The following is a 21326-nucleotide window of genomic DNA, read 5'->3' on the forward strand; positions in this document are numbered from 1 at the left end:
GCGAGTCAAAGGATTATTGATCGAATGAGCGATGTGTTAGGTATGGCGATGGCAAATATGGCAGTTACGATCAACCCTAGTCAGATCATAATTGGTGGCGGCGTCTCTAAAGCAGGGGAGCCGCTGCTCGCTAAAATAACAGCAGCATTCAAAAAGTATGCCCTCCCTAGGGTAAGTGAATGTTGTGAAGTGAAGCTCGCACAATTGGACAATGATGCAGGAATGATTGGTGCTGCTTACCTTGTAAAAAATCGACTTGAAAGGCAAGGAATTTAGAAATGTAAATATAGAGGAATGATAAAAGGAGAAAGTCATAAAAAGGGCTTTCTTCTTATAAATATCCTATATTAAAATTATATTTAATTCGTTCTAGTCTAAAAGCTTTATATTTTCCTGTCTACCATTAAGTATTTTGGACCATCCTTTAATTCTTTACATTGGGTATGTCTCCAAACTTATCTATTAATTGCTCTAAAGACTCAATACCTGTTTGACCATTTATTAGCAAATTGGATTAGAAAAATAAGTGATTTGTCCACTCAAATAAGATTTTTTTTCTAACAATTCCTGCCATTCTTCTATAGTGTGCTCATAATATTCTTTTCTATTTTATTTTTTTTGAAATATACCCATTCCCTTACATACACCTAGACTGATTTGATTAATATTAATCAGCCCCAATTTAGCTCCAAAATTAGCCCCAAATACGTTCATTTTCATGCTTTATCTTGCAATTCCAAGAAAAACAAAGAAGCCCCGAATCCTTAATATGTTAAGTTTTCTAAGGCTAAGTTTTGCAAAAATTTCCTGACTTTTGAAAATGTTTATCGGGGAATGCAAATAATCATTTACATTTTGTAATGCTTATATTACAATGATAATGATCCATTTTAGAAGGAAGGGAACTTAATGCTTGAGAATAGGGTTCGAGAGTTACGTGCACGGTTTAGATGGACACAACAAGACTTAGCTGATGCAATTGGCGTTACAAGGCAAACAATAGGATTAATTGAAAAAGGGGATTATTCCCCATCTGTAACGATGGCATTAAAAATTGCAAATGCTTTTAATGTTTCTGTTGAAGAAGTTTTTTATTTAAAGGAAAGGAATGATTAAACATGTTGAAACATATCTTACGTACACCATTAATACCGATGGGTTTATTTATACTGCTCATTACATTTTTGACACTTTCACTAACGAATACACTGGTTGTCTTAGCTAGATTATCTTTTGGGATATTAGTACTTTGTACATTTTTGTGGTTAACTTTTATAAAGCTTTACAACCGTAAGAATCCCGATAATCAAATTAAACCGTTTGGATTAATTCCACCTGAATTCCGCGAGATGGATGAGGGTCAACAGTGGGTTACCTATAAAGCTTGCCGGAATGTTTATATTTACTATAGTTTTGCACTGCCAATTATAGCGGGAGCTTGTTTTCTTTTTTCTGGTCATGTTCTTATTCCATTAATTGGTATAGGTGTAGTAGGTGTAGGACAATATATTGTTTATTGGCTAACTACTATTCGAGTATTAAATCGTATTTAACAGATTAAGGATTAAAGGAATATAATTACAAGAATTTGTGGAAGTATGAGTATATTTATGTATTAAATTTTGATCTTTGGGAGATTTAAAAATTGGTTAAAGTTAAAAAGTTGAAAGATTGTACAATAACAGATGCTGTTAATGCTTGGAATGCAGGATTTGAAGGGTATTCAATTGATGTCAAGATGACCGCTGATAGGTTTTTGGAAAGGATGGTAAAGGAGGATTTATCCGTTAGTCTATCTATCATTGCCTTTGACGACAAACAACCGATAGGAATTGTTTTAAATGGAATAAGAGAAATAAACGGTAAAAAAGTTGCTTGGAATGGAGGAACTGGTGTTGCCAAGGCATACCGATCTAAAGGTATAGGAAAAAAATTAGTGGATGTAAGTATCTCTATTTTAAAACAAAACGGTGTAGATATTGCAACACTTGAGGTGTTAAAAGATAACGAGAAAGCAATTTCCTTATATAAGGATATGGGATATAAAGAAGTGGGGATATTAGAGTATTTAAATCTTAATAAAGCTTTGTGTCAAAATCCAATCCCTCATTTAAAAAGAAAAGTTACTGTTAAACAAGTGTTGCTACAGCAAATAGGCAAACAATTTTTTTATAAAGCAATGAACCCTTGGCAAACGCAATGGCAGAGTGCTAAACAGGGCGAAGGAATCATCGTTGAAGGCGAAGTTGGACAGGTGCTTGGCTATGCTTATTATCAAAGGATCTTCAATTCCAAAGGGAATCATATAAGTACTATTTTGTTCCAATGTGAAGCAAGACCAAATTTAAAAAATGCAGAGGAAGTAATTTATTTTATGCTCGGTCATATTTTTGGAGATTTTAAAAACGTTCTTAATCGAATAGTTCCCAACTTACCGGTCCGAGAAAGTGAACTAACTTATAAGGTGTTAAAACAGATTGGATTTCAAACAGCAGTTCAGCAATTAAGTATGAGGAAAGAATTAAAGTTACCTACGTTATCGGGTAAGTAATTTTCATTGTAAATCTAAAGTTTTGTTGTTTTGATAAAGGAGTGAATGAAGTATGTCTATTGCCATTATTTACGGAGGAACTCGACAAAATGGTAATACTGAAATACTTACTGAGAAAGCGGTTCAAGGGATTACTGCAGAAAAAATCTATTTAAAGGACTTTAAAATTCAATCCATTGAAGATTTACGACATGAAGAAGGGGGGTTTCATACGATTCATGATGAACACAATTTAGTTATAGAACGTATGATGCCCCATGACATTCTTGTATTTGCAACACCGATTTATTGGTATAGCATGTCCGGCATCATGAAAAACTTTATTGATCGCTGGTCTCAGACATTAAGGGATAAAAAATATCCTGACTTTAAACATTCCATGGCAAATAAGAAAGCCTATGTAATTGCGGTAGGAGGAGATTATCCAAACATAAAAGGTCTACCGTTGATACAGCAGTTTCATTATATTTTTGATTTTGTTGGTATTTCTTTTGAGGGTTATATAATTGGAAGAGGAAACAAACCTGGTGATGTATATAATGATAAAGAAGCGCTTTTAGCCGCTAATGAACTGCAAAAGAAGCTTATATTGGAAATAAATAAATAAGGGAGAATTATAAAATGATTGAATTACAATATAGTTCCTTTTCTAGCGTAGAAAGGCTTTTTAAATAAAAAAAGCAATTCATTCCAGCATTTGCAGTCATTCATGGTAGTTATCCAGGGAGAGTTTTTGTAGATCATGAAAACAGTCCCAAAGTTGCTATTGTTTGGGCCATTGGAAGGTGGATGTATTTAGAAGGTAACATAGCAACTAATCAAGAAAAATCTGAGTTAAAACGATTTTTTCGAGAAATTGTAATGCCAGATTGCAAGAAGAGGAGCAGAAATTGGTTTGAAATATATACGAATGATTCTAAACAGTTAGAAGAGTATTCCTTGAAGGAAATTGATTTTTTAAAGGTTGATAAGCATTACGAATCAGTGTATACGCTAAACGTTGAAAAGTTTTTACAAGTTGCTAAAAGGAGCAAAAGAAATGAAGAGAAAGTTGAATTTAGAAATTTTGACATAATTCCAGAATCATTGGAGGAAACTTCATATGTAAAGAACTCAACATTATCTAAAAAGACCGTTGGGGTAGTTATTAAAAGGGGGAATACGATTCTATCAATCGCCAAAAATAACGGTTTTACTTTTGGTAAGGAATATTTTATCGACATCGATACATTTAAAGAAGAGGAAAGAAAGAAGGGATATGCTACTCTCGCTGCGATAAAGATAATTTCTTATTTTTTAGAAAAAAATATGTTTCCCCTGTGGGAAACTACAGAAAGCAATATTCCTTCACAAAAGCTTGCTTTAAAACTCGGATTTGAACCTATGGAACGTTATCCAGTATTTGAATTTAGGTTAAAGTAGCCACAATATATTGGGTTTAAAGGTCTTTACTTATTCCGTTGAAGGTCAAATAACAAACTTCAAATTAAACAAATTTTAATTACTGTAAATCAGCATATGGGGCGATGTTTGATATGGATAATATTTTATTAGCCGATGTCGCAAGAAAGTATGGAATTGCTGAATCTAACTTTAATTACTCAGGGTATTTTTAGGCAATGTTTACGGATGCACGTAATAGTAAAACTTTAAAATTTTATGCAAGTTCTCATATAGACATACAATTCCCGAATAATTTATGATTTAAAATATATCCCTTAGGAAAGCAACTGTAATAAAACTTGAATGAAAGGTTACTAATCATACTGGTTAGGGACCTTTTTTTAGTTTGTGTTCAAAAACAGGGCAATTTTATATTGCAAAATGCAAATAATACTTTACATTTTGCAATGAATTATTTACAATAATAATAACTGTTTTTGTAAGGAAGGGAATCTTGAGGTGAGGATAAATAATGTCGCAATGGGCACATATTTTTTGCGAATTATTATCAAAATCATTTTGTAAAATATGAAAATTTATTAACTTAGGGGAGGATAAAATGAGTTCATATGTCATTGAGACGAATAATTTAACAAAGAAATATAAAAATCAAACGGTAGTTGATAAGTTGAATATGAAGGTTCAACAAGGGGAAATTTATGGTTTTCTCGGTCCTAATGGTGCAGGAAAAACGACAACGATTCGGATGTTGCTTGGACTTATCCGCCCTACTAGCGGAGATATAAAAATTTTCAGCCAAAATCTTACACAAAATCGAATATCCATTTTAAGCAAAATAGGATCACTTGTAGAAACACCAACATTTTATGGACACCTTACGGGTTATGAAAACTTAGAAGCTGTACGCAGATTAATTCAGGTAAATAATAAAAAACGTGTTGATGAAGTATTACGGCTTGTGGGATTAAGCAATGTTAAAGATAAAAAGGTAAAGAAGTATTCTTTAGGTATGAAGCAACGATTAGGGATTGCTACAGCACTTTTGAATGATCCGCAACTTTTAATTTTAGATGAGCCGACCAATGGACTTGACCCCGCTGGAATTCAAGAAATTCGTGAATTCATTAAAGAGATGCCAAAAAAATATGAAATGACCATTTTGTTATCCAGTCACCTCCTAAGCGAAATTGAGCTAATAGCTACACAAGTAGGTATCATCCACAAAGGAAATATTTTATTTCAAGATTCAATTAATGCACTACGTAAGGAAAGTGAAACAAAGATAAGAATTAAAGTCGATAATCCTCTCCGAGCAATTAAATGTTTAGAACAATCGGGAATAAAAGCTTCCTTTTATACAGATCAAGACATTTTATATATAAGGGAATCAAGTTCGCAAATAGCTGGTGAGGTAAATAAGGTACTAGTCGAAAATGGTTTTTTTGTATCACGTTTGGAAGGTGTTAAGAAATCTTTGGAAGATATTTTCCTTGGTCTTACCGGAAAGGAGCATCATTTATAATGGGTCCAATTTTTTATTCCGATTTAATAAAAGTACAACGTTCGATGTTTTGGGGAATTGTCATATTGTTTCCTTTTATCCTTCTTGCAGGAGTTACCCTTTTATTGATACTCAATTTTCAAAACATTCAGCAGGATGTTTATCAAGGGAAAAGTTACAGTATATGGGGTTCCATGTGGATGGTAACCTATTATAGTAATTTCGTGATGATCCATTTATTTGTCACGGTATTGACTTCCTTTCTTGCAAATGTGGAACATCAAGCCAATGCTTTTAATCTTATATTTTCAATGCCCATTTCAAGGGTGAAGTTCTATTGGGTCAGATATTTTTGGATTATTTCTGGTGTAATATTGTCAAGTCTTTTCTTAATGTTAGGCTTTTGGTTAATCGGGATGATGTTTGGTGGCGGAGACTCATTAGATTGGTCTCGACTCTTCCACTTTACGATGTTTCCCTATCTTAGTTCCTTTTCATTCATTAGTTTTCAACTTTGGATATCCATGAATATAAAAAATCAATCGATTCCTGTTATTATAGGTGGATTGGGAATTGTAGCTGGATTATTTATGTTGCCATCCCCTGGTATTGCCAAATATTTTCCTTGGGTTATTCCTTATCAAATCACACTTTCTGAAGAAAATATCATTACAGACTTTTCCCATATTGTAAAACCACCAATCTTTCACTGGGAGTGGATTGGTATAAGTTTAATCGTTGGTTTTATCTTAGTTAGTTTGGGAGCTTTGCAATTTGCAAGAAAAGAAATGATTTAGGGGGAACAGAATGTTAAAAAGCATATTATGGTCAGAATGGTTAAAAATTCGCTGTTATCCAAGTATATGGCTAATGATTTTTCTTCTTCCGCTTTTTCTTACAATTGTTGGGGTAATGAACTATACGACAAATCTGCATGTGTTTGAGGAAGTGGGCATGGTTGGGTGGATGGGCACCTGGACGCAAGTAGAATTTTTGTATGGTATGGTTTTGTGCCCAGTTTTATCCAGTGTGTTTGTTGCCCTCTTATGCCGTTTTGAACATGCATATGGAGGATGGGAGCAATTGCTGGCCTTTCCAATTTCTAAAAATGCAGTTTACTTATCCAAAATGATTTGGGCGTGGTCTCTAATCGGTTTGACAAATACGGTTTTATTTGGGTATTTTTTTGTAATTGGGAAATTAATGGGGGTCTCGGGGATTTTCCCTTTTATAAGTGTATTAAAACTGTTTTTCGGAGGATGGTTTGCAACATTGCCATTAATTGCAATACAACTTTGGCTATCCACTCGATTGAAAAATTTTGCTCTTCCAATAGCCATTAATTTTGCTTTTGTTATGCCTAATGTCTTTATATCCAGTTCAAAGTATGGAAAGTATTATCCGTGGTCCCAGCCAGCTTATGCAATGACACCAGAGAACCAACTCGGAGTTATACAGTCTCTTCAAGATTTTTATTTGGTTGTTATTATTATATTCGTAATACTTTGTATAATTGGACTTTTTAATTTTGTGAGGATTGAGTTTAGATAAAGGGTAAATACAACTATGTGTATATTAATTTTTTTAACAAAGGAGATGGCTTAGTGAAAAAGTTCTTATTTTGGATTGCATGTATTATTATGATCATCGCTATTCTATTTTTGTTTGGTCCTTTTGGAGAATTACTAACCTCTTTTTATAAGTACCCATAAACGTTAATTTATCAAGGAAAATGTTTTTGTGTTAACTATTGCTACCTTTCTTAGTAAATGAGTAAATAGGTTTATAAAAATTGAACAGAAAAATTATTAATTTAGAATAGGGGATGAAAAAGTACAAACAAAATAAAGGTGAAGAACACTCTATTTTGATATCTAAATAATATTGGATAAATATTATGAATGAAAAGGAATTCAATATTGGGAGATTATCCATATTCTCTCCATGAGGGAGAATCTATTAAAAGGGAGAATGTTATCCGAATATTCAGTTGGTTGCATTTTGAAGTATGAGTAAAATGTTTTTAGGCAAATAAAAATAAAAAACATTAATTTTAGTTTTTTTGGGCAACAAATTTAATCCTTGGTTTTTTTCGAAATGGACGTGCTTTTTGTCCATTTTTGAAAAAACCAGGGTTAGCAAGCGAAGCGCGGTAGAATTATTTTTAATTTTGCCTATAAATGATAGTATAAGGATGTACAAAAGTGATTAAATAAGAGTGTACAGTTTTGATTACGGTACTTCAACAACTTTATATGGAGAAGCGGACATGATAGCCTGATTAGCCATGCCAGACTCTGTGGGGACTGGCTTCCTGGCATGTTAATCATGTCCGCGGAGGATCCATGTAAAGTTCTCATATTTATTGACAAATCATAAAAAAACATTTCTGTACATCGTTATACAATCAAAACTGTACATCTTTAAATCATCATTTATATTGCCATAGAAAAGAGAGCCAACTTCTTGTATATTTAAAGTGACTAAACCCCAAAAGACAAGGAGTGGCTCTCATGAATAAATTTAACACATCCAAGCTGAGTTTAAAAGAACTAGAGACTGAATGATTGAGTCAAGTACTTGTGGGAGATTTTTAAAGTCCCTTATTTTGTATCGTTTAGTCCGTTCTTTGATAACGCTCTCATGTTTTTATCCTTTCATTAGTTGTGACACTTTACCTTTTTTAAATTCCTCTGAGTCCCTTTAAAGCTGCTGTTATTGGTTTTCTTACAGACTGCTTTAAATAACCAAGATTGTTTCGCGTCGCTTCTGCGGCGCTATCCCTCAGTTTTTCTACAAAGTGTTTAGGTGGTTTTGCTTGGATACTTGTCTGCTCTACTTCCTGCGTTTGTTCAAGTATTCCTTGCAATGTTTTAATCTCCAAGTTGTCTTGAAGTGCGACAAAGACATCGATGAATTTATCAAGACCTAAATTACACCAGCTACGTCCATTTTTAAGCCGTCTAGCGAACACACTCATCGTTCCCTCGGCACTCCCCATTGGACGGAATTCTGTTGTATCTATGCCTTTCTTTTTCAACTTCTCACGATAGTCACCAAGTGCCTCCGGATATTGAGAGAGTTGCGCTATTAATTCTTCCAACCGTTCTTCTTTCTTTTCGTTTTCCAGTGTACCCACTGCACTATTTAATTCCACCATGAAACCTTTCCAATCATAGTTTGCCAGTTTCTTTCGAATAGCTCGATATCTTGGATGCTTTCTAAACAGACGCTGCACATCGCGGGCTACATGAAAACGATCAATGACAAAAGTGGCATTGTGCCTGAAATATTCTCGGCAGGATGTAATCCACTTCGCGCCATCCCCATTAATAACGAGATGGTGCTTGGTTGGATTGTACTCATAAGTTTCCATGAGATACTGCTCAAACTCTTCCCAAAAAGGCAGTTTACCTTGATGAATGAAATGCCGTTTTTCAATTAACTTTGCTCGCTTGCCATTCATTTCCCAGCCCTGATGCACACTGGCAATTTTAACTTCTCGTCCTTTTTTCTTTTTCTCTTGGCTTTTCGTGTAAAGTCCGTCAACCTCAACGAATACAACATCTTGTTCAAGTGGCACAGATTTTTCGGGAACCACCTCAGTATTTAAAAGTTGCTGGCGTATGGCTTCATGACTAATCACGGGATAACCTAAAAGCCTCTCCATTGCTTGACTGGCCTGACGATAAGAAACACCTGTAACAGCTAATTCAATAGCCAAATCTTGTACAACTGGACTCATTCCTTTTGTGCCATCAAAAGCTAAATATTGGTCTAATAAATAGACGTACTTTCCAGTTTCCTTATCCTGATAATAATTTCTTTTCAATTCCACTTGCCCAAAGACGGATTCAAATTTTAACGTTCGCTTATCCTTTAGATAAAACCTCTTCTTATCCCTTCCTGTGGCAATCGCCTCATCTAATTCTTGTAGTGTTTGTGCCATGACCTGAGAAAAACTTTCCTGTAAAGCGCTGTATGTAATTTTTTCTAATTCTTTCATTGTTAGCGTAGATATGATATCGTTCATTTGAGGATCTCCTTTGTTAGTTTTTGTCGGCAAACATAACTATACAAAAGAAGGTCCTCTTTTTCATTTAAAAAGCCAGTAAAACTACCGCGCTTCGCTTGCTGACCCCATTCCTGGTGTTGAAATCTTACGATTCCAACACCAGGAATGGGGTATATGTTCTCCCACAAACATTTTACTCTAACAGACTGAATTATTTCGACAGTTACAAGAAGAATATTCCGAAATCATGAAAAAGCTATTAATGGACATGGATACTGAATTAATGGAAAGTCGGGATAAGAAGTGTCTTCGGCATGTAGGAAAACGAAACGTTCAAATTGATACCATCTTTGGGTCCGTCTTCTTTGATCGCAATTATTATTTCAATCGGAATACCGGTGAGTATGTGCATCTATTAGATCAGCAGCTCAATTTTAATGGTGCTTAAGGGGCTAGCCTGTTCATAGAGCAATTGGGAATTGAAATGGCAATAGAAGGCCCATCCTATCGCTCAGCAGCGGATAACCTTGAGAAAATTGCAGGCTATCGTGTGGTTAGGCATGAATGGCTTCGCCAAAGATTACTGGAGATTTCTTTACCAACAAAAAGCGATCATATTACAAACCGTGTATTTTTTATACAAGTCGACGGATTACATGTTTCCCGTCAAAGAAGTCATCGAAAATCAAAGGAAGAAAAAATGGTTGCCGTCCACCAAGGGTGGTCAGTAAATGGTGAGCGTGTATCGTTGATACATAAACGGCATTTCCATCATGAAACAGACGAGCCATTTTGGGAGGCAGTTGAACACTTTCTTTATGACACGTTTAAGTATGATCCGATGGTCCATCTCCTAGTTATCAATGGTGACCAAGCTTCTTGGATTCAAGATGCCAAGGACTACTTTGGAAAAAATGCTTACGTCATCGTTGACCGTTATCATATTGCGAAGGAAATTAAAACTATCTTTAGAGGTCACCCGAGAAAAAATGCGATCCAACGCGCTTTTCTTGATTATAATGTTGACCAATTAATTGTTGAATTAAATACAGCGATGGGAACACTATCTACCCTGGAATTGGAAGAAGCTGCAGAAAAACTTCTAAACCAAATTGAAAACAACCCAGATGCATTTAAAGACTATCGAAAATGGCTTGAAGCCAAAGGCATAGACACCAAAGGCATGCGTCGGATGGGTAATGCAGAAAGTACTATGCGTGTTATGGCAAGGCGTATGAAGAATGGAACTAGTTGGAGCGATTTAGGGGCGAGACAAATGATTCGGGGATTGATATCAAAGCATGATCGATTAACAGTTCATATCAATTATGGATTCGATGAATCCGTAAATATTGAAGATAAACAAGAGAATAAAAAGAGTTATAAAAAACAAGTTAGAAAGACTGTCAAAGAGAGTGTTCGAAACAACGTGCCTTATTTAACGCAGTCTATTGGGAAACCAATTACACAAGCTCTCAGGGGACTACAAGGAGTGTGACGGAATTTTCAACACACTAAAATTCTGCAGGTATGTCAAAAACAGAATTCACAAAAAGTTGGCGCTCGATTTTTGGCAACAAAAATCATTGCCCACAAAAACTTGACTCACCCCATTTTGAAATAAGAATTGACAGCCGGGTAAAAAAGGAATATAATAGCATTCCTTTAAAAAATAAAATAAGCCAATTATAACAATAGCATATTTTAGATTAAAAGTCAATAGTTGAATGTGGGTTTTTATCAAAAGGAGGAAGAGCACATGCTATTGCCTCAGTTTTTTCAATCCTTAGATATATCGATTTTAGAGAAATATACAGATAAAGTATTAAAAGTAAATGAAAAAACTAAACAATATGGATTGGTGCTCACTAGTAATGAAATAAAGGACATGATTATTTCTAGAAATCAAATACTTTATAACTATGGTCGAGTGGAAACGGATATTAGTGTAATTAAAGAATTAGCAGAGGTGTTTTGTACTTCCCCTTATATCGATAATAAGAATTATCAATTGACACTTAATGAATTACAAGAGATATTTTATTACATGAAAAATGAAACCGAAGATCGTATCAGTGACTCTCAATTGGTAGATATTATAAGGGAATACTTCGACGGTGTTTGTGGTGGGTCATTGGAGCTTTTAAAAAGCAAGCTTGATGAATTTGCACAAAGGTTTAGAAGTGATGTTCGATTTAGAAAGTCTGTATTTGAGGGGGATGAGCATTTGTGGGATTAGAAAAACAACATAATGATTTGTTGTTAGTAAAACAGAAAAAGATAAATAACATTCAACTATTACGAAATCAATATACAATATCTTTATTAAACGTAGGATTAAGGGAAGGGTTACTCAATAGTCAAGAAGTGTATGAAGTTCAAATACAATTAATGCAGATTTTAAAGGAGTCAATCAGGAGGTACACAAGAGAAGAGAGCTCTTCAATTAGTTCTGATGTGGCTGAGGAAATTTTAACTTCCATATTATATGCGGTAGATGCTTTTTTGTTTCAGTTAGGTGATCCGGAAAATGCTATCAACTTTGTTAAAAAAATAATATGGAAATCACATATGAACAGGGAGTAAAGATAGTTAAGGATTGTCTTGAGGAGACGAGAGCTCTTTTTAAGGAGATAAGAAATAATAAATTAGATGTTGCTGTTGATTCTTATAATATAACAATCGATGAATCCATACGTTTATTTCTAAAAAAATATGAAGTCGTTTTTGATGCACATAATACAATGGCTAGCATTGATTATCCGTTAGCAATTGATGATATGACTATTCAAGGTGTTTATTATCTTAAACAATATTTAACCTATTTAAAAATTGAAACAGAATTTTGCCAAATGTTTAACCAAGATGATCTTCGAGATCTTTTAGTTAATTATGGGAGAATGTGTGGGTTTGACTACCGAATTGAGTTATTTAATATATTTGAGTTAGTGTTAAATAATGCAGTTTTTTCTGTTTTATCAGGAGAATTACCTAGTAGAATAAGAATCTCGGTACAACAATATAAAGAGATAAAGAATCTATTTAGTAATATGAGTGATAGTCAAATACAATTGATTATTTTAGAAGCTGTAGAAAAATTACTCCATCATTTTAATATTAGTGATTCTCTAATGTCATATTATATAAAACAATGTGGAATAAATTTGGCAAAGAGGTTAAAAAGTGTTGTTAAGCATAACCGTCTGCAAACAGTGGTTATCTTAGAACAAGAATTGAAAACTCCTCCTTTAACCACCTTTAACGCATCCGATAGAATGAGCGATCATCGATTTCGGTTATTAATTGAGAAAATCATGAATTGTGAAAAGTCAGTGGATAAGATTGATATAATTCGGACAAATTTTCATTCCCTTCATGATTATATCGATATACTTAATACCGATTGTTTATTGAACGATGAATATGAAGAACTTTTTAAGACTTTTGGTGATGTAGAACTAGCTATCTTGACAAAAATAGTGTTCTATGAAGAATTAAGAAATAATTCTATATACCTTTCTTCACCTAATATTAGAAAAAGGGAGATTGAAAGTGAATGGCAGGATCAATTTATTAAATTTATAAACAAAATTCATCCAAGTAGAAAATCAGTTATTCAGCAATATGTTTATGAAATTGATTATGAAGAAATTAGCTTTTATTAATTTAGATGGAAGATTGTCTTGTTTTATCACTATTTTAATGGAGGTGATTATTACATGAAACAAAATGAATCAAGTTTAACTTCATTAATATCAGCTTTTGGTAGAGCTTACCATAGTCAATTCGATACACCAAAAATTTTTGATGATTTTATAGCTAAAGACTTAATTTCACAAAAAGAATATCATGACATTAAAAAGAATATGGTTCAAGGCATTCAGTTCTTTAACAAAGAAATTGCGAAAAAATATAAAGGTAATCCGGAGGAAATTTTAAAATGGATTACACAAGTTCAGTTATCACCGACACCTTTAGCACGTGCTGCGTATTGCGAAAATGTATTACAAAATGAAATTAAATTTGGGGTAAAGCAATATGTCATACTCGGGGCAGGCTTAGATACTTTTTGTTTACGACACCCTGAATTGGAAAACACTCTTGAAATATTTGAAATTGATCATCCATTTACACAGGAATTTAAAGTACAAAGATTGGTTGAAGTTGATTTAAAAATACCGAAGAATCTTCATTTTATTCCGATGGATTTCACGAAAATATTTTCGTACGAAAAACTTTTTGGGAAGGGCTTTAGCTATGAAAAAACATTTATTAGTTTACTGGGTGTATCTTATTATTTAACGAAAGATGAACTATCAAGCTTGATTGAGAAATTATTCGCTGAAGTCCCATCTGGGAGCTCGATTGTTTTCGACTATGCCGATGAAAAACTTTTTGAGGAGAAAGGATTTTCTAATAGAGTAGAAAACATGGTGAAAATGGCTGCGGTAGGTGGAGAGCCAATGAAATCGTGTTTTCCATACTCTGAAATCAAGGGGATATTAGAAAAATCTGGTTTGCTCATCTATGAACATTTATCACCTTCAAAAATTCAAAATCTATACTTTGAAAACCGAAAAGATTACCTATCGGCCTTTGAGACAATTCACTATGTTCATGCGGTGAAAAAATAAAAAGAAATTATAAGTATGAGGGAATACCTTTATGAACAAGATTCTGAAAATTAAACAAAGGTCTTCTTGATCTATTCAAACTAAATATACGGTTAACAAATTTACCATGATAGAAGTTCAATGAATAATGTGGCTTTGGATAGGAGAGAGAAAATGTTTACCATATCAGATTTTCAAAATTTAATCGAACAACAGTTATTCCACAATCGAAATAAAAGTCTTTTTTATGAGTTGACAAATGGACGATTCGTTTTAAATTCTTCCAAAGAAACTAGTGCTTTATTCAAACAAAAATCCAAAGATATCGCAAATTTTATAGAAACTGCACATTTAAATGACACAACTCAAAAACTGGCAAAATACATTTCAGATAAAACGATTCGTTTATTCGTTGAGGTGAATCAATATTTAAATTTTTCCCAAAAGGATTATCTTCAACTTCAAAAAGTCTATGAAGCTCTGCTTCAACAGGTATATGAAATTTGTAATCAAAAGGAAGTATCTGAAGAAGAAATTGATCAGTTGTTTCGTTCCCATTATAAAAATCTACAGAGCTTTTTATTAGATTCAAACGGTAAAGAGATATTTAAAAAGTATAGGGAAAGCCCGGATGTACTTGAAATAAAATGTGCTGAATATACTTCTGAGTTTCAAATGAGATTATTAGGTATCTATTTGTCAAAGGTTAAACAGCCTGTTTTAGATATTGGATGTGGACAACAGGCAAACCTTGTTCACTTTTTAAGGAAAAATGACATAGTTGTATACGGGTTGGATCGAAATGTTCAGAATCTGAACAATAAAATATATCAAGTGGATTGGCTTGAGTATACGTACGTTCCAGACACTTGGGGAACTGTCATTTCTCATATGGCATTTTCAAATCATTTTATGCACCATCACTTGAGACCTGATGGAGATTATGAAAAGTATGCAACAAAGTATATGGAGATATTAAAATCCTTAAAAATTGGTGGAAGTTTTATTTATGCGCCAGGCCTTTCATTTATGGAAGAGATTTTAATATCCACATTTGATTCTTATACTGTAGAGACTGGAGAATATTCTACCATGGTAACTCGTATTAACTAAATGAAAACTATATAGCTTTCATATTATGAAAGGAGATAAGTGAAAAGGACTTTCTAACTATAGTAGGAATTGGAAAGTCCTTGTTCTGCCTATCTTAATACCAAGGAAATTGTTTGAAATTACTTCACGAACCAGTAACTCAATTTAAGGATTTTAAACCGGTATAATACACTAATACATAAGTTATAATCGTTTCATAGATTCTACATCATTTCAATGATTAATTCCGATATTCTTTTGAGGCCTTTTTTAATTTGATCTAAAGTTGCATAGGAATAGGACAACCGTAAATGTCTATGATCGTCCTTATCATATATATTACCTGGATTTAGCAGTATTCCCTCTTGAATAGCTTTTTCAAATAACTTCCTAGTGGAAATACTAGGAGTGATTTTTAGCCAAATATAAAATCCCCCACTTGGAATATTCCATGTAGCTATATTAGAAAAATAAGTATTTAAAATTTCAATCATATAATCCCTTCTACATTTTAATTCACTCCTAACTAAAGTTAAGTCCTCTTCATACCCATTTTTAAGCCATTTATTTACTAAAAATTGTGAAATAGAACTTGAGCCGTAATCTGTTTGCATTTTAATGTCAGCAAGACGGTTGATAACAGGTTCGGGCCCAACAATCCAGCCAATCCGCAGGCCTGGACTGAATGTCTTAGATACACTTCCAATATAAAGTACACTACCTTGCTTATCATTTGCTTTTAGTGGTTTAGGTGGTGGTTGTTCAAACCACAAATCACCATAAACATCATCTTCAATTATAGGAAGAGAAGCTTTTTGACAGTCTTCCAAAAGTTGTTTTCTCCTTCTTTCAGACATTAGAGTGCCTGTTGGATTGTGGAACGATGGTATTGTATAGATTAAAGCAGGGTTGTGCTGTCGTTTTAAACGACCAATGGATGCATATTTGATCCCTTCCTCATCCATAGGGATACCGAATAAATTCATGCCGGCAGATTGAAAAACATGAATAGAATTAAGATATGAAGGTGATTCATGAAAAATAACTGAACCCCGTTGTAACAGACCGATTGAAATCAATTGTAAAGCTTGTAAACCGCCGGAAACAATCAATATAGATGAAGGCGAAGTTTCGATGCCCTTTCCTTTTAAATAATCACAAATTGTTTCCCTGAGGTGAATGCTCCCTTAAGGTCCTTCATACCCTAAAGATAGGTTACTTCTCATATCCATTTGCAACAGTTTTGTTAGTTGATTACAAGATAACAGTTCGGGGGAAAGTTCACCGGTTCCTAGTCGAATTATATGAGGATTTGTTTCAGCCTCATTAATTTTTTGTACGCTGTTATTATTGGGCTTATGAATACCAGAACGTACATAATCAATCCAATTAGGAGGAGGTGACGATGCTAGAACTCCCCAAGTATTATTTATTACTGTTGTACCACTTCCAACTTTCGATTCAATTAAACCATCTGCGGAAAGTTCTTCAAGAGCCATAATAATTGTACTTCGGTTAACATCAAACTGTTTTGCTAAGTTTCTTTGTGACGGTAACTTCATTCCAATAGACCATTCTCCATTCAAAATTTTCCTTTTTATGTAATTGTAGATTTGTAGATGTAAAGGTAATGATGAGGATTTTTTCGGCTTCCATTCTATATTACCCATCTTTCAACCCTCCTCGTATTTTTAATAATTATATGAAATGGTTGGCTATTTTTCCAACCAATTGGTTGGAGACAAACAGAGTAAATTCTCTTATTCTAAAATACGATGGGAGGGAAAAAGATGGAAGCCTTGGTTCATGGAATCATTTTAGCTTTTGGATTAATAATTCCTTTAGGAGTACGAAATATTTTTAATCAAGGAGTAACTCATAAAAGTTATGTCTGCATTTCCAGCTGTTATAACGGCTGGTATTTGTGATACGATTCTTATTTCATTGGCAGTAGCAGGTGTATCGATTATTATTTTTAAGTTTTGAATGGGTTCGTGTTTTATTATATACAATAGGATTTATTTTCTTAATATATATAGGTTGGCTAATGTGGAAGGATAGATCTGAACTGAACGATGCAGAAAATAAACAATTTTCTCCAAAAAGGCAAATTACGTTTGCTGCTTCCGTGTCCTTACTAAATCCACATGCCATTTTGGATACGATAGGGGTAATTGGGACGAACACATTGCTCTATCAAAATCATGAAAAATGGATTTTTACAATTGCGTGTATTGTAGTTTCTTGGGTTTGGTTCTTTGCCTTAGCTATGCTGGGAAAAGAGTTGGCCGATTTAATAAAAATGGAACTATTCTAAAATGGATAAATAAAATTTCTGCGATATTAATTTGGTGCATTGCAATTTATATGGGAATAAAAATATTTTGAGCAAAGACCAGGAGAGATACTTGAAAGTGACGTAACGTAATCTTATATACTTATAGTCAGAATGAGGTGATAGGGAAATGATTTCAATTAAAGAATTAACAAAACAAACTGGAGTTTCTGTTCGAACAATGCGTTATTATGATGAAATAAATTTATTGCCTCCAGCTGGAAAAACAGAAGGTGGGCATCGATTATATAGTGAAAAGGAGATAAAAAAACTTCAGGAAATCCAATTTTTAAAATCTTTAGGATTTCGTTTAATCGAGATAAAGGAGATGTTATCTGATAAAAACTGGGATTGGGAGATCGGACTAAAAAATCAGTTAAACTATATTTTGCAAGAAAAACAAAGAATTATTCAAATAGAAAAAACGCTAAAAGGACTCTTAAACACCCTAAAAATTGAGAATTCGGTTGATTTGACATATATAAATAAATTAATTCAATTGTATCAGAGTAAAAATGAACAACAAAATATATTTCGTGATAAATATTTTCATCAAGGTGAAAGGAAATTACTTAACAAATTACCGAAAATGGACAGTGATGATCCGCACTCTCTTGAATGGATTTCCTATTTGGTTGATTTGAAAAAATTCAAACATAAGGGTGCTAATTCTCCAGAAATTCAGCAAATTATACATTGTATGTATGAAAAGGCAATAGATACATTTGGTGAAAATGATGATTTTTTTAATAAATTATGGGAAATACGTAAATCACCAGAAAAATCAACAAAGATGGGCTTTTATCCGATAGAACAGGATATATTAAATTTAATAGAAGAGGCATGGGATTTTTATGAAAATAAGCGACATTGAAGTTTCATCTGTAAAATTGTTCAAGGTAGAATAGATGGATTTTTATAAAAATTTATTTTTAAGAGGGATAAAGATGAAAAAATATTTGATTACTATTTTTTTTTGCATGATATTGTTAACGGGATGTAATTTTAATCAAGAAGAAGTTGTACACTCAATTGATCTTGATGGTATTGATACTATTTACATTGACCATGGAAGTGAAAATGTTCATCTAATCAGTGTAGAACAGTCAAATTTAGAAGTGTTACACTCAAATAAAAATATTGATGTATCCGAAAAGGCAAATGAAGTATCCATATCTATGGAGAAAAGGATCTTTAACATTGGTCCGAAAATTAATTTAAATAATCAACTCATAGTCAAGATTTCAAAAGATTTTACAGGAAAAGTTATTATTAATGGAACATCCGGAAATGTAACATCGGAAGACCTTGAAACAACAAATATCGAAGTAAATGAGAAAAGCGGGAATGTTACACTAGACTTCAAGGATTTCCATAGTGATGTAAATATTACAACATCGAGCGGAAACGTAGTTGTATCGTTGAATACGATACAACCGGACATTGAATTACAGACAAAGACAGCAAGTGGGTTACAAACAATTACTGTACCAATTGACATAGAAAAGCAAAATGATAAATCGATTGAAGGGAAAGCAAATGAAGGAATTTATTTTATTGGAATAAAAACAGCCTCGGGGAATATTTCTATACGATAATTGACGTACTTTTCCTATCCTATTAAGTGTTTTGTGTTTATTGTGTAAAAATCATTATTGTGAATATTTAGCCAATAATGCAAGAAAAGGATGATATAAAGTGAGTTTTGAATTTTTAATTCCGATAGGCATATTAGCTTTAGTGGACACATTGAGTCCGACAACGTTAAGTGTAACTGTTTATATGCTACTTATGGAAGAGGAGCGATTAATCAGAAGGTTATTTGCTTATCTGTTAACGGTTGGCATCTTTTATTTTACTGTAGGAATATTTTTAATGATGGGGGTTGGAAGTATTTTCCATAAGTTTCCGAGTTTCGATGAAAGTGTTATACTCAGTCAATTTATGTTTTATTTAGGTTTGGGGCTATTTATTGGGAGTTTTTTTGTACCAGCTAAATCCACCCCTAAAACATATAAACCGAAGTCGAAAAGTATGTTGGCCATGGTTATGCTTGGCTTAATGACTGGTTTAATTGAAGTCGGGACAGCATTACCTTATTTTGCGGCTATCGGCATCATGACAACAGTCAAATTAAATCCATTTCAATGGATTCCCATACTAGCAGGTTATAACTTCATTATGGTACTTCCACCGCTCATTCTTATTGGAATACATTTATTATTTAAACAATGGCTTCGGGAACCATTAATGAAAATAAAATTGAGGTTAGAGAAAAACCAGGGAGCAACATTGTCGTGGATTATGGCTATTGTTGGTTTAATTATTTTGATAAATAGTTGATGATTAAAAGATTGGAATGAATATTTTATTAAAAGAATAATAGTTTTATGAGAACAAGAAATCCTTCACTTTGAAGTAGCAAAAAAACGAAAATGATAAATAATAATATTCCTTTGAGACATATGTCTGTTCTGGCAAGTAGCAATCAATATAAACTATATGGAAAGTGCTACTTATTTTTGCAGGGTTTTCTGGAATTGTTGTGGACCAAGGAAGGAGTTGATCTAATTTTTCTTTCCTAATAAAGCTAAATAAATCATAACAATAGTCCACATCTAAAGGTAGGTGTGGACTATTTTACGCTTACATTCATTTCCTTTTTTTAATTTTTTATAGTATAATACAGTCAAATATTTATAACCGTTTTAGTTTATTTTACAAAGGGTGGTTATTAAAGAGATGAAAAATAATTTGATTATTGATGATTTTAATCAGTTAAAAGCATTAAGTGATCCGTTACGTGCCGAAATGATGATGCATTTGGTGATGCGTGCTTATACTGGTCAACAACTTTCTGAGATTTTGTCAATCCCACGCGGGAAGATCCATTACCACCTAAAGGAATTGGAGAAAAATGGGTTAGTCCAAATCGTAAAAACGGAAGAAAAAAATGGTATTGTACAGAAGTTTTACCAAGCAGTGGCGGCTGATTTCCAAATTTCTGAAAAACTTCTTCCGAGAAAAAAGGAAATAAGAGATACAACCAAACAATTAATGTATGGAATTCTAGAACGTGCCAAACAAGAAATTAGGGAAGCTCCCGCCGAATCCTTCGAAACAAGAGAACCGAATGAAAAACCATTGGAACGACGTTTTATTTCTTCTACTTGGGAACTGGAGGCAACGGAAGAGCAATTTACACAATGGAAAATAAAGTATTATGCTCTTTTAAAAGAGTTACACCATATGGGCCTACAATCAAAGGGTAAGAAAAATAAATATTATATTACTACCGTTGGTTTTCAAACGGATGAGAAAGAATAAGGGGAAAGAGTTGGATGGATATTTTTAAGAACAGAAATTATTTATTTTTATTAATCGGTAGGGTTGTAACAAATATTGGGGACAGTTTGTATTATGTCACTACAATGTGGCTCGTTTATAAGCTGGGTGGAAATGCATTTTACACAGGACTTGCGGGATTTCTAACGCTTTTGCCTTCCTCATTACAGTTTATTACCGGTCCTTTTGTAGATCAATGGCAAGTAAAAAAAACGTTAATCGTTACCCAACTACTTCAAACATTATTGATTTTCTTAATTCCAATCACATACTATTTTGACTTGTTAACAGTTCAGCTTGTATTAATCATTATGCCAATCGCTTCATTTATTCAGCAATTCGCTTATCCATCACAAACAAAGGCATTACCTATCATTTTGGAAAAAAAGCACTTAATTAGGGTCTACTGAATAAATTGAAAATCCTTGTAAATAAAAGGTTTGTGCTTATTTTGTTCGAAATGAAGTGCA

19 protein-coding genes and 4 pseudogenes are annotated in these 21326 nt (G+C 33.3%); 20 read left to right on the forward strand and 3 right to left on the reverse strand.

The window, feature by feature from the left end; genetic code table 11:
- The 9 genes from ACPYKA_RS05865 to ACPYKA_RS05905 all read left to right on the forward strand — a co-directional run.
- Positions 1 to 276, forward strand: a 276-nt coding sequence (locus ACPYKA_RS05865) for an ROK family protein (protein WP_479541453.1), incomplete at its 5' end; no start/stop codon positions are given.
- 633 nt (positions 277 to 909) lie between these two features.
- Positions 910 to 1116 carry a helix-turn-helix transcriptional regulator gene (locus tag ACPYKA_RS05870; RefSeq protein ID WP_041844664.1) on the forward strand — a complete coding sequence of 69 codons (207 nt, stop codon included), beginning with the start codon at positions 910 to 912 and terminating at the stop codon, positions 1114 to 1116.
- A 2-nt stretch (positions 1117 to 1118) separates the two neighbouring features.
- Positions 1119 to 1553 carry a hypothetical protein gene (locus tag ACPYKA_RS05875; RefSeq protein WP_033826664.1) on the forward strand — a complete coding sequence of 145 codons (435 nt, stop codon included), beginning with the start codon at positions 1119 to 1121 and terminating at the stop codon, positions 1551 to 1553.
- 92 nt (positions 1554 to 1645) lie between these two features.
- Positions 1646 to 2551, forward strand: coding sequence for a GNAT family N-acetyltransferase (locus tag ACPYKA_RS05880; RefSeq protein ID WP_033826663.1), 906 nt, complete (start codon positions 1646 to 1648; stop codon positions 2549 to 2551).
- Between the two features lie 52 nt (positions 2552 to 2603).
- Positions 2604 to 3158, forward strand: coding sequence for a flavodoxin family protein (locus ACPYKA_RS05885; RefSeq protein WP_033826662.1), 555 nt, complete (start codon positions 2604 to 2606; stop codon positions 3156 to 3158).
- A gap of 98 nt (positions 3159 to 3256) precedes the next feature.
- Positions 3257 to 3973 carry a GNAT family N-acetyltransferase gene (locus ACPYKA_RS05890; RefSeq protein WP_230199701.1) on the forward strand — a complete coding sequence of 239 codons (717 nt, stop codon included), beginning with the start codon at positions 3257 to 3259 and terminating at the stop codon, positions 3971 to 3973.
- A 580-nt stretch (positions 3974 to 4553) separates the two neighbouring features.
- Complete coding sequence (locus tag ACPYKA_RS05895) at positions 4554 to 5477, forward strand: ABC transporter ATP-binding protein (RefSeq protein ID WP_479541454.1); 924 nt, start codon at positions 4554 to 4556, stop codon at positions 5475 to 5477.
- Positions 5477 to 6253, forward strand: coding sequence for an ABC transporter permease (locus ACPYKA_RS05900; RefSeq protein ID WP_164220055.1), 777 nt, complete (start codon positions 5477 to 5479; stop codon positions 6251 to 6253). The genes ACPYKA_RS05895 and ACPYKA_RS05900 overlap by 1 nt, the downstream gene beginning before the upstream one ends.
- Positions 6254 to 6263: 10 nt before the next feature.
- Positions 6264 to 7007, forward strand: coding sequence for an ABC transporter permease (locus ACPYKA_RS05905; protein ID WP_479541455.1), 744 nt, complete (start codon positions 6264 to 6266; stop codon positions 7005 to 7007).
- Between the two features lie 1132 nt (positions 7008 to 8139).
- Here ACPYKA_RS05905 and ACPYKA_RS05910 read toward each other — a convergent pair.
- Positions 8140 to 9489 (reverse strand): ISLre2 family transposase, encoded by a 1350-nt coding sequence (locus tag ACPYKA_RS05910; protein ID WP_164220065.1) that lies wholly within the window; start codon positions 9487 to 9489, stop codon positions 8140 to 8142.
- A gap of 202 nt (positions 9490 to 9691) precedes the next feature.
- Between ACPYKA_RS05910 and ACPYKA_RS05915 the strand changes: the two are divergent.
- The 5 genes and pseudogenes from ACPYKA_RS05915 to ACPYKA_RS05935 form a co-directional block, all read left to right on the forward strand.
- Positions 9692 to 10969: pseudogene (locus ACPYKA_RS05915) on the forward strand (ISLre2 family transposase); the annotation flags it as partial.
- 261 nt (positions 10970 to 11230) lie between these two features.
- Complete coding sequence (locus tag ACPYKA_RS05920; protein WP_033826655.1) at positions 11231 to 11710, forward strand: DUF6323 family protein; 480 nt, start codon at positions 11231 to 11233, stop codon at positions 11708 to 11710.
- 152 nt (positions 11711 to 11862) lie between these two features.
- Positions 11863 to 13136 (forward strand): annotated as a pseudogene (locus ACPYKA_RS05925) (DUF6179 domain-containing protein).
- Between the two features lie 54 nt (positions 13137 to 13190).
- Positions 13191 to 14105: a class I SAM-dependent methyltransferase gene (locus ACPYKA_RS05930; protein ID WP_033826654.1), complete on the forward strand. Its 915-nt coding sequence runs from the start codon at positions 13191 to 13193 to the stop codon at positions 14103 to 14105.
- 153 nt (positions 14106 to 14258) lie between these two features.
- A complete protein-coding gene (locus tag ACPYKA_RS05935) occupies positions 14259 to 15197 on the forward strand; it encodes a class I SAM-dependent methyltransferase (RefSeq protein WP_033826653.1) in 939 nt (312 codons plus the stop codon).
- A 203-nt stretch (positions 15198 to 15400) separates the two neighbouring features.
- On the opposite strand, the gene ACPYKA_RS05940 is transcribed toward ACPYKA_RS05935, so the two are convergent.
- Positions 15401 to 16357 carry an aminotransferase-like domain-containing protein gene (locus ACPYKA_RS05940; protein WP_320385102.1) on the reverse strand — a complete coding sequence of 319 codons (957 nt, stop codon included), beginning with the start codon at positions 16355 to 16357 and terminating at the stop codon, positions 15401 to 15403.
- Positions 16358 to 16363: 6 nt separating this feature from the next.
- The gene (locus ACPYKA_RS05945) at positions 16364 to 16846 is read right to left on the reverse strand and encodes a GntR family transcriptional regulator (protein ID WP_320385040.1); all 483 of its coding nucleotides are present in this window, start codon (positions 16844 to 16846) and stop codon (positions 16364 to 16366) included.
- Between the two features lie 120 nt (positions 16847 to 16966).
- On the opposite strand from ACPYKA_RS05945, the pseudogene ACPYKA_RS05950 reads away from it, so the two are divergent.
- The 6 genes and pseudogenes from ACPYKA_RS05950 to ACPYKA_RS05975 all read left to right on the forward strand — a co-directional run.
- A pseudogene (locus tag ACPYKA_RS05950) lies at positions 16967 to 17564 on the forward strand (LysE/ArgO family amino acid transporter).
- Between the two features lie 77 nt (positions 17565 to 17641).
- A complete protein-coding gene (locus ACPYKA_RS05955) occupies positions 17642 to 18385 on the forward strand; it encodes a MerR family transcriptional regulator (RefSeq protein WP_033826652.1) in 744 nt (247 codons plus the stop codon).
- 73 nt (positions 18386 to 18458) lie between these two features.
- The gene (locus tag ACPYKA_RS05960; RefSeq protein ID WP_479541456.1) at positions 18459 to 19109 is read left to right on the forward strand and encodes a DUF4097 family beta strand repeat-containing protein; all 651 of its coding nucleotides are present in this window, start codon (positions 18459 to 18461) and stop codon (positions 19107 to 19109) included.
- 100 nt (positions 19110 to 19209) lie between these two features.
- Positions 19210 to 19854, forward strand: a complete 645-nt coding sequence (locus ACPYKA_RS05965; protein ID WP_033826651.1) for a GAP family protein — start codon at positions 19210 to 19212, stop codon at positions 19852 to 19854.
- Positions 19855 to 20253: 399 nt separating this feature from the next.
- Positions 20254 to 20838, forward strand: a complete 585-nt coding sequence (locus ACPYKA_RS05970) for an ArsR family transcriptional regulator (protein ID WP_413066468.1) — start codon at positions 20254 to 20256, stop codon at positions 20836 to 20838.
- A gap of 14 nt (positions 20839 to 20852) precedes the next feature.
- A pseudogene (locus ACPYKA_RS05975) lies at positions 20853 to 21254 on the forward strand (MFS transporter); the annotation flags it as partial.
- Positions 21255 to 21326: the final 72 nt, after the last annotated feature.

Origin of the sequence: Pseudogracilibacillus amylolyticus (SeqCode), assembly GCF_051918545.1 — a bacterium.
Classification (GTDB): domain Bacteria; phylum Bacillota; class Bacilli; order Bacillales; family Amphibacillaceae; genus Pseudogracilibacillus.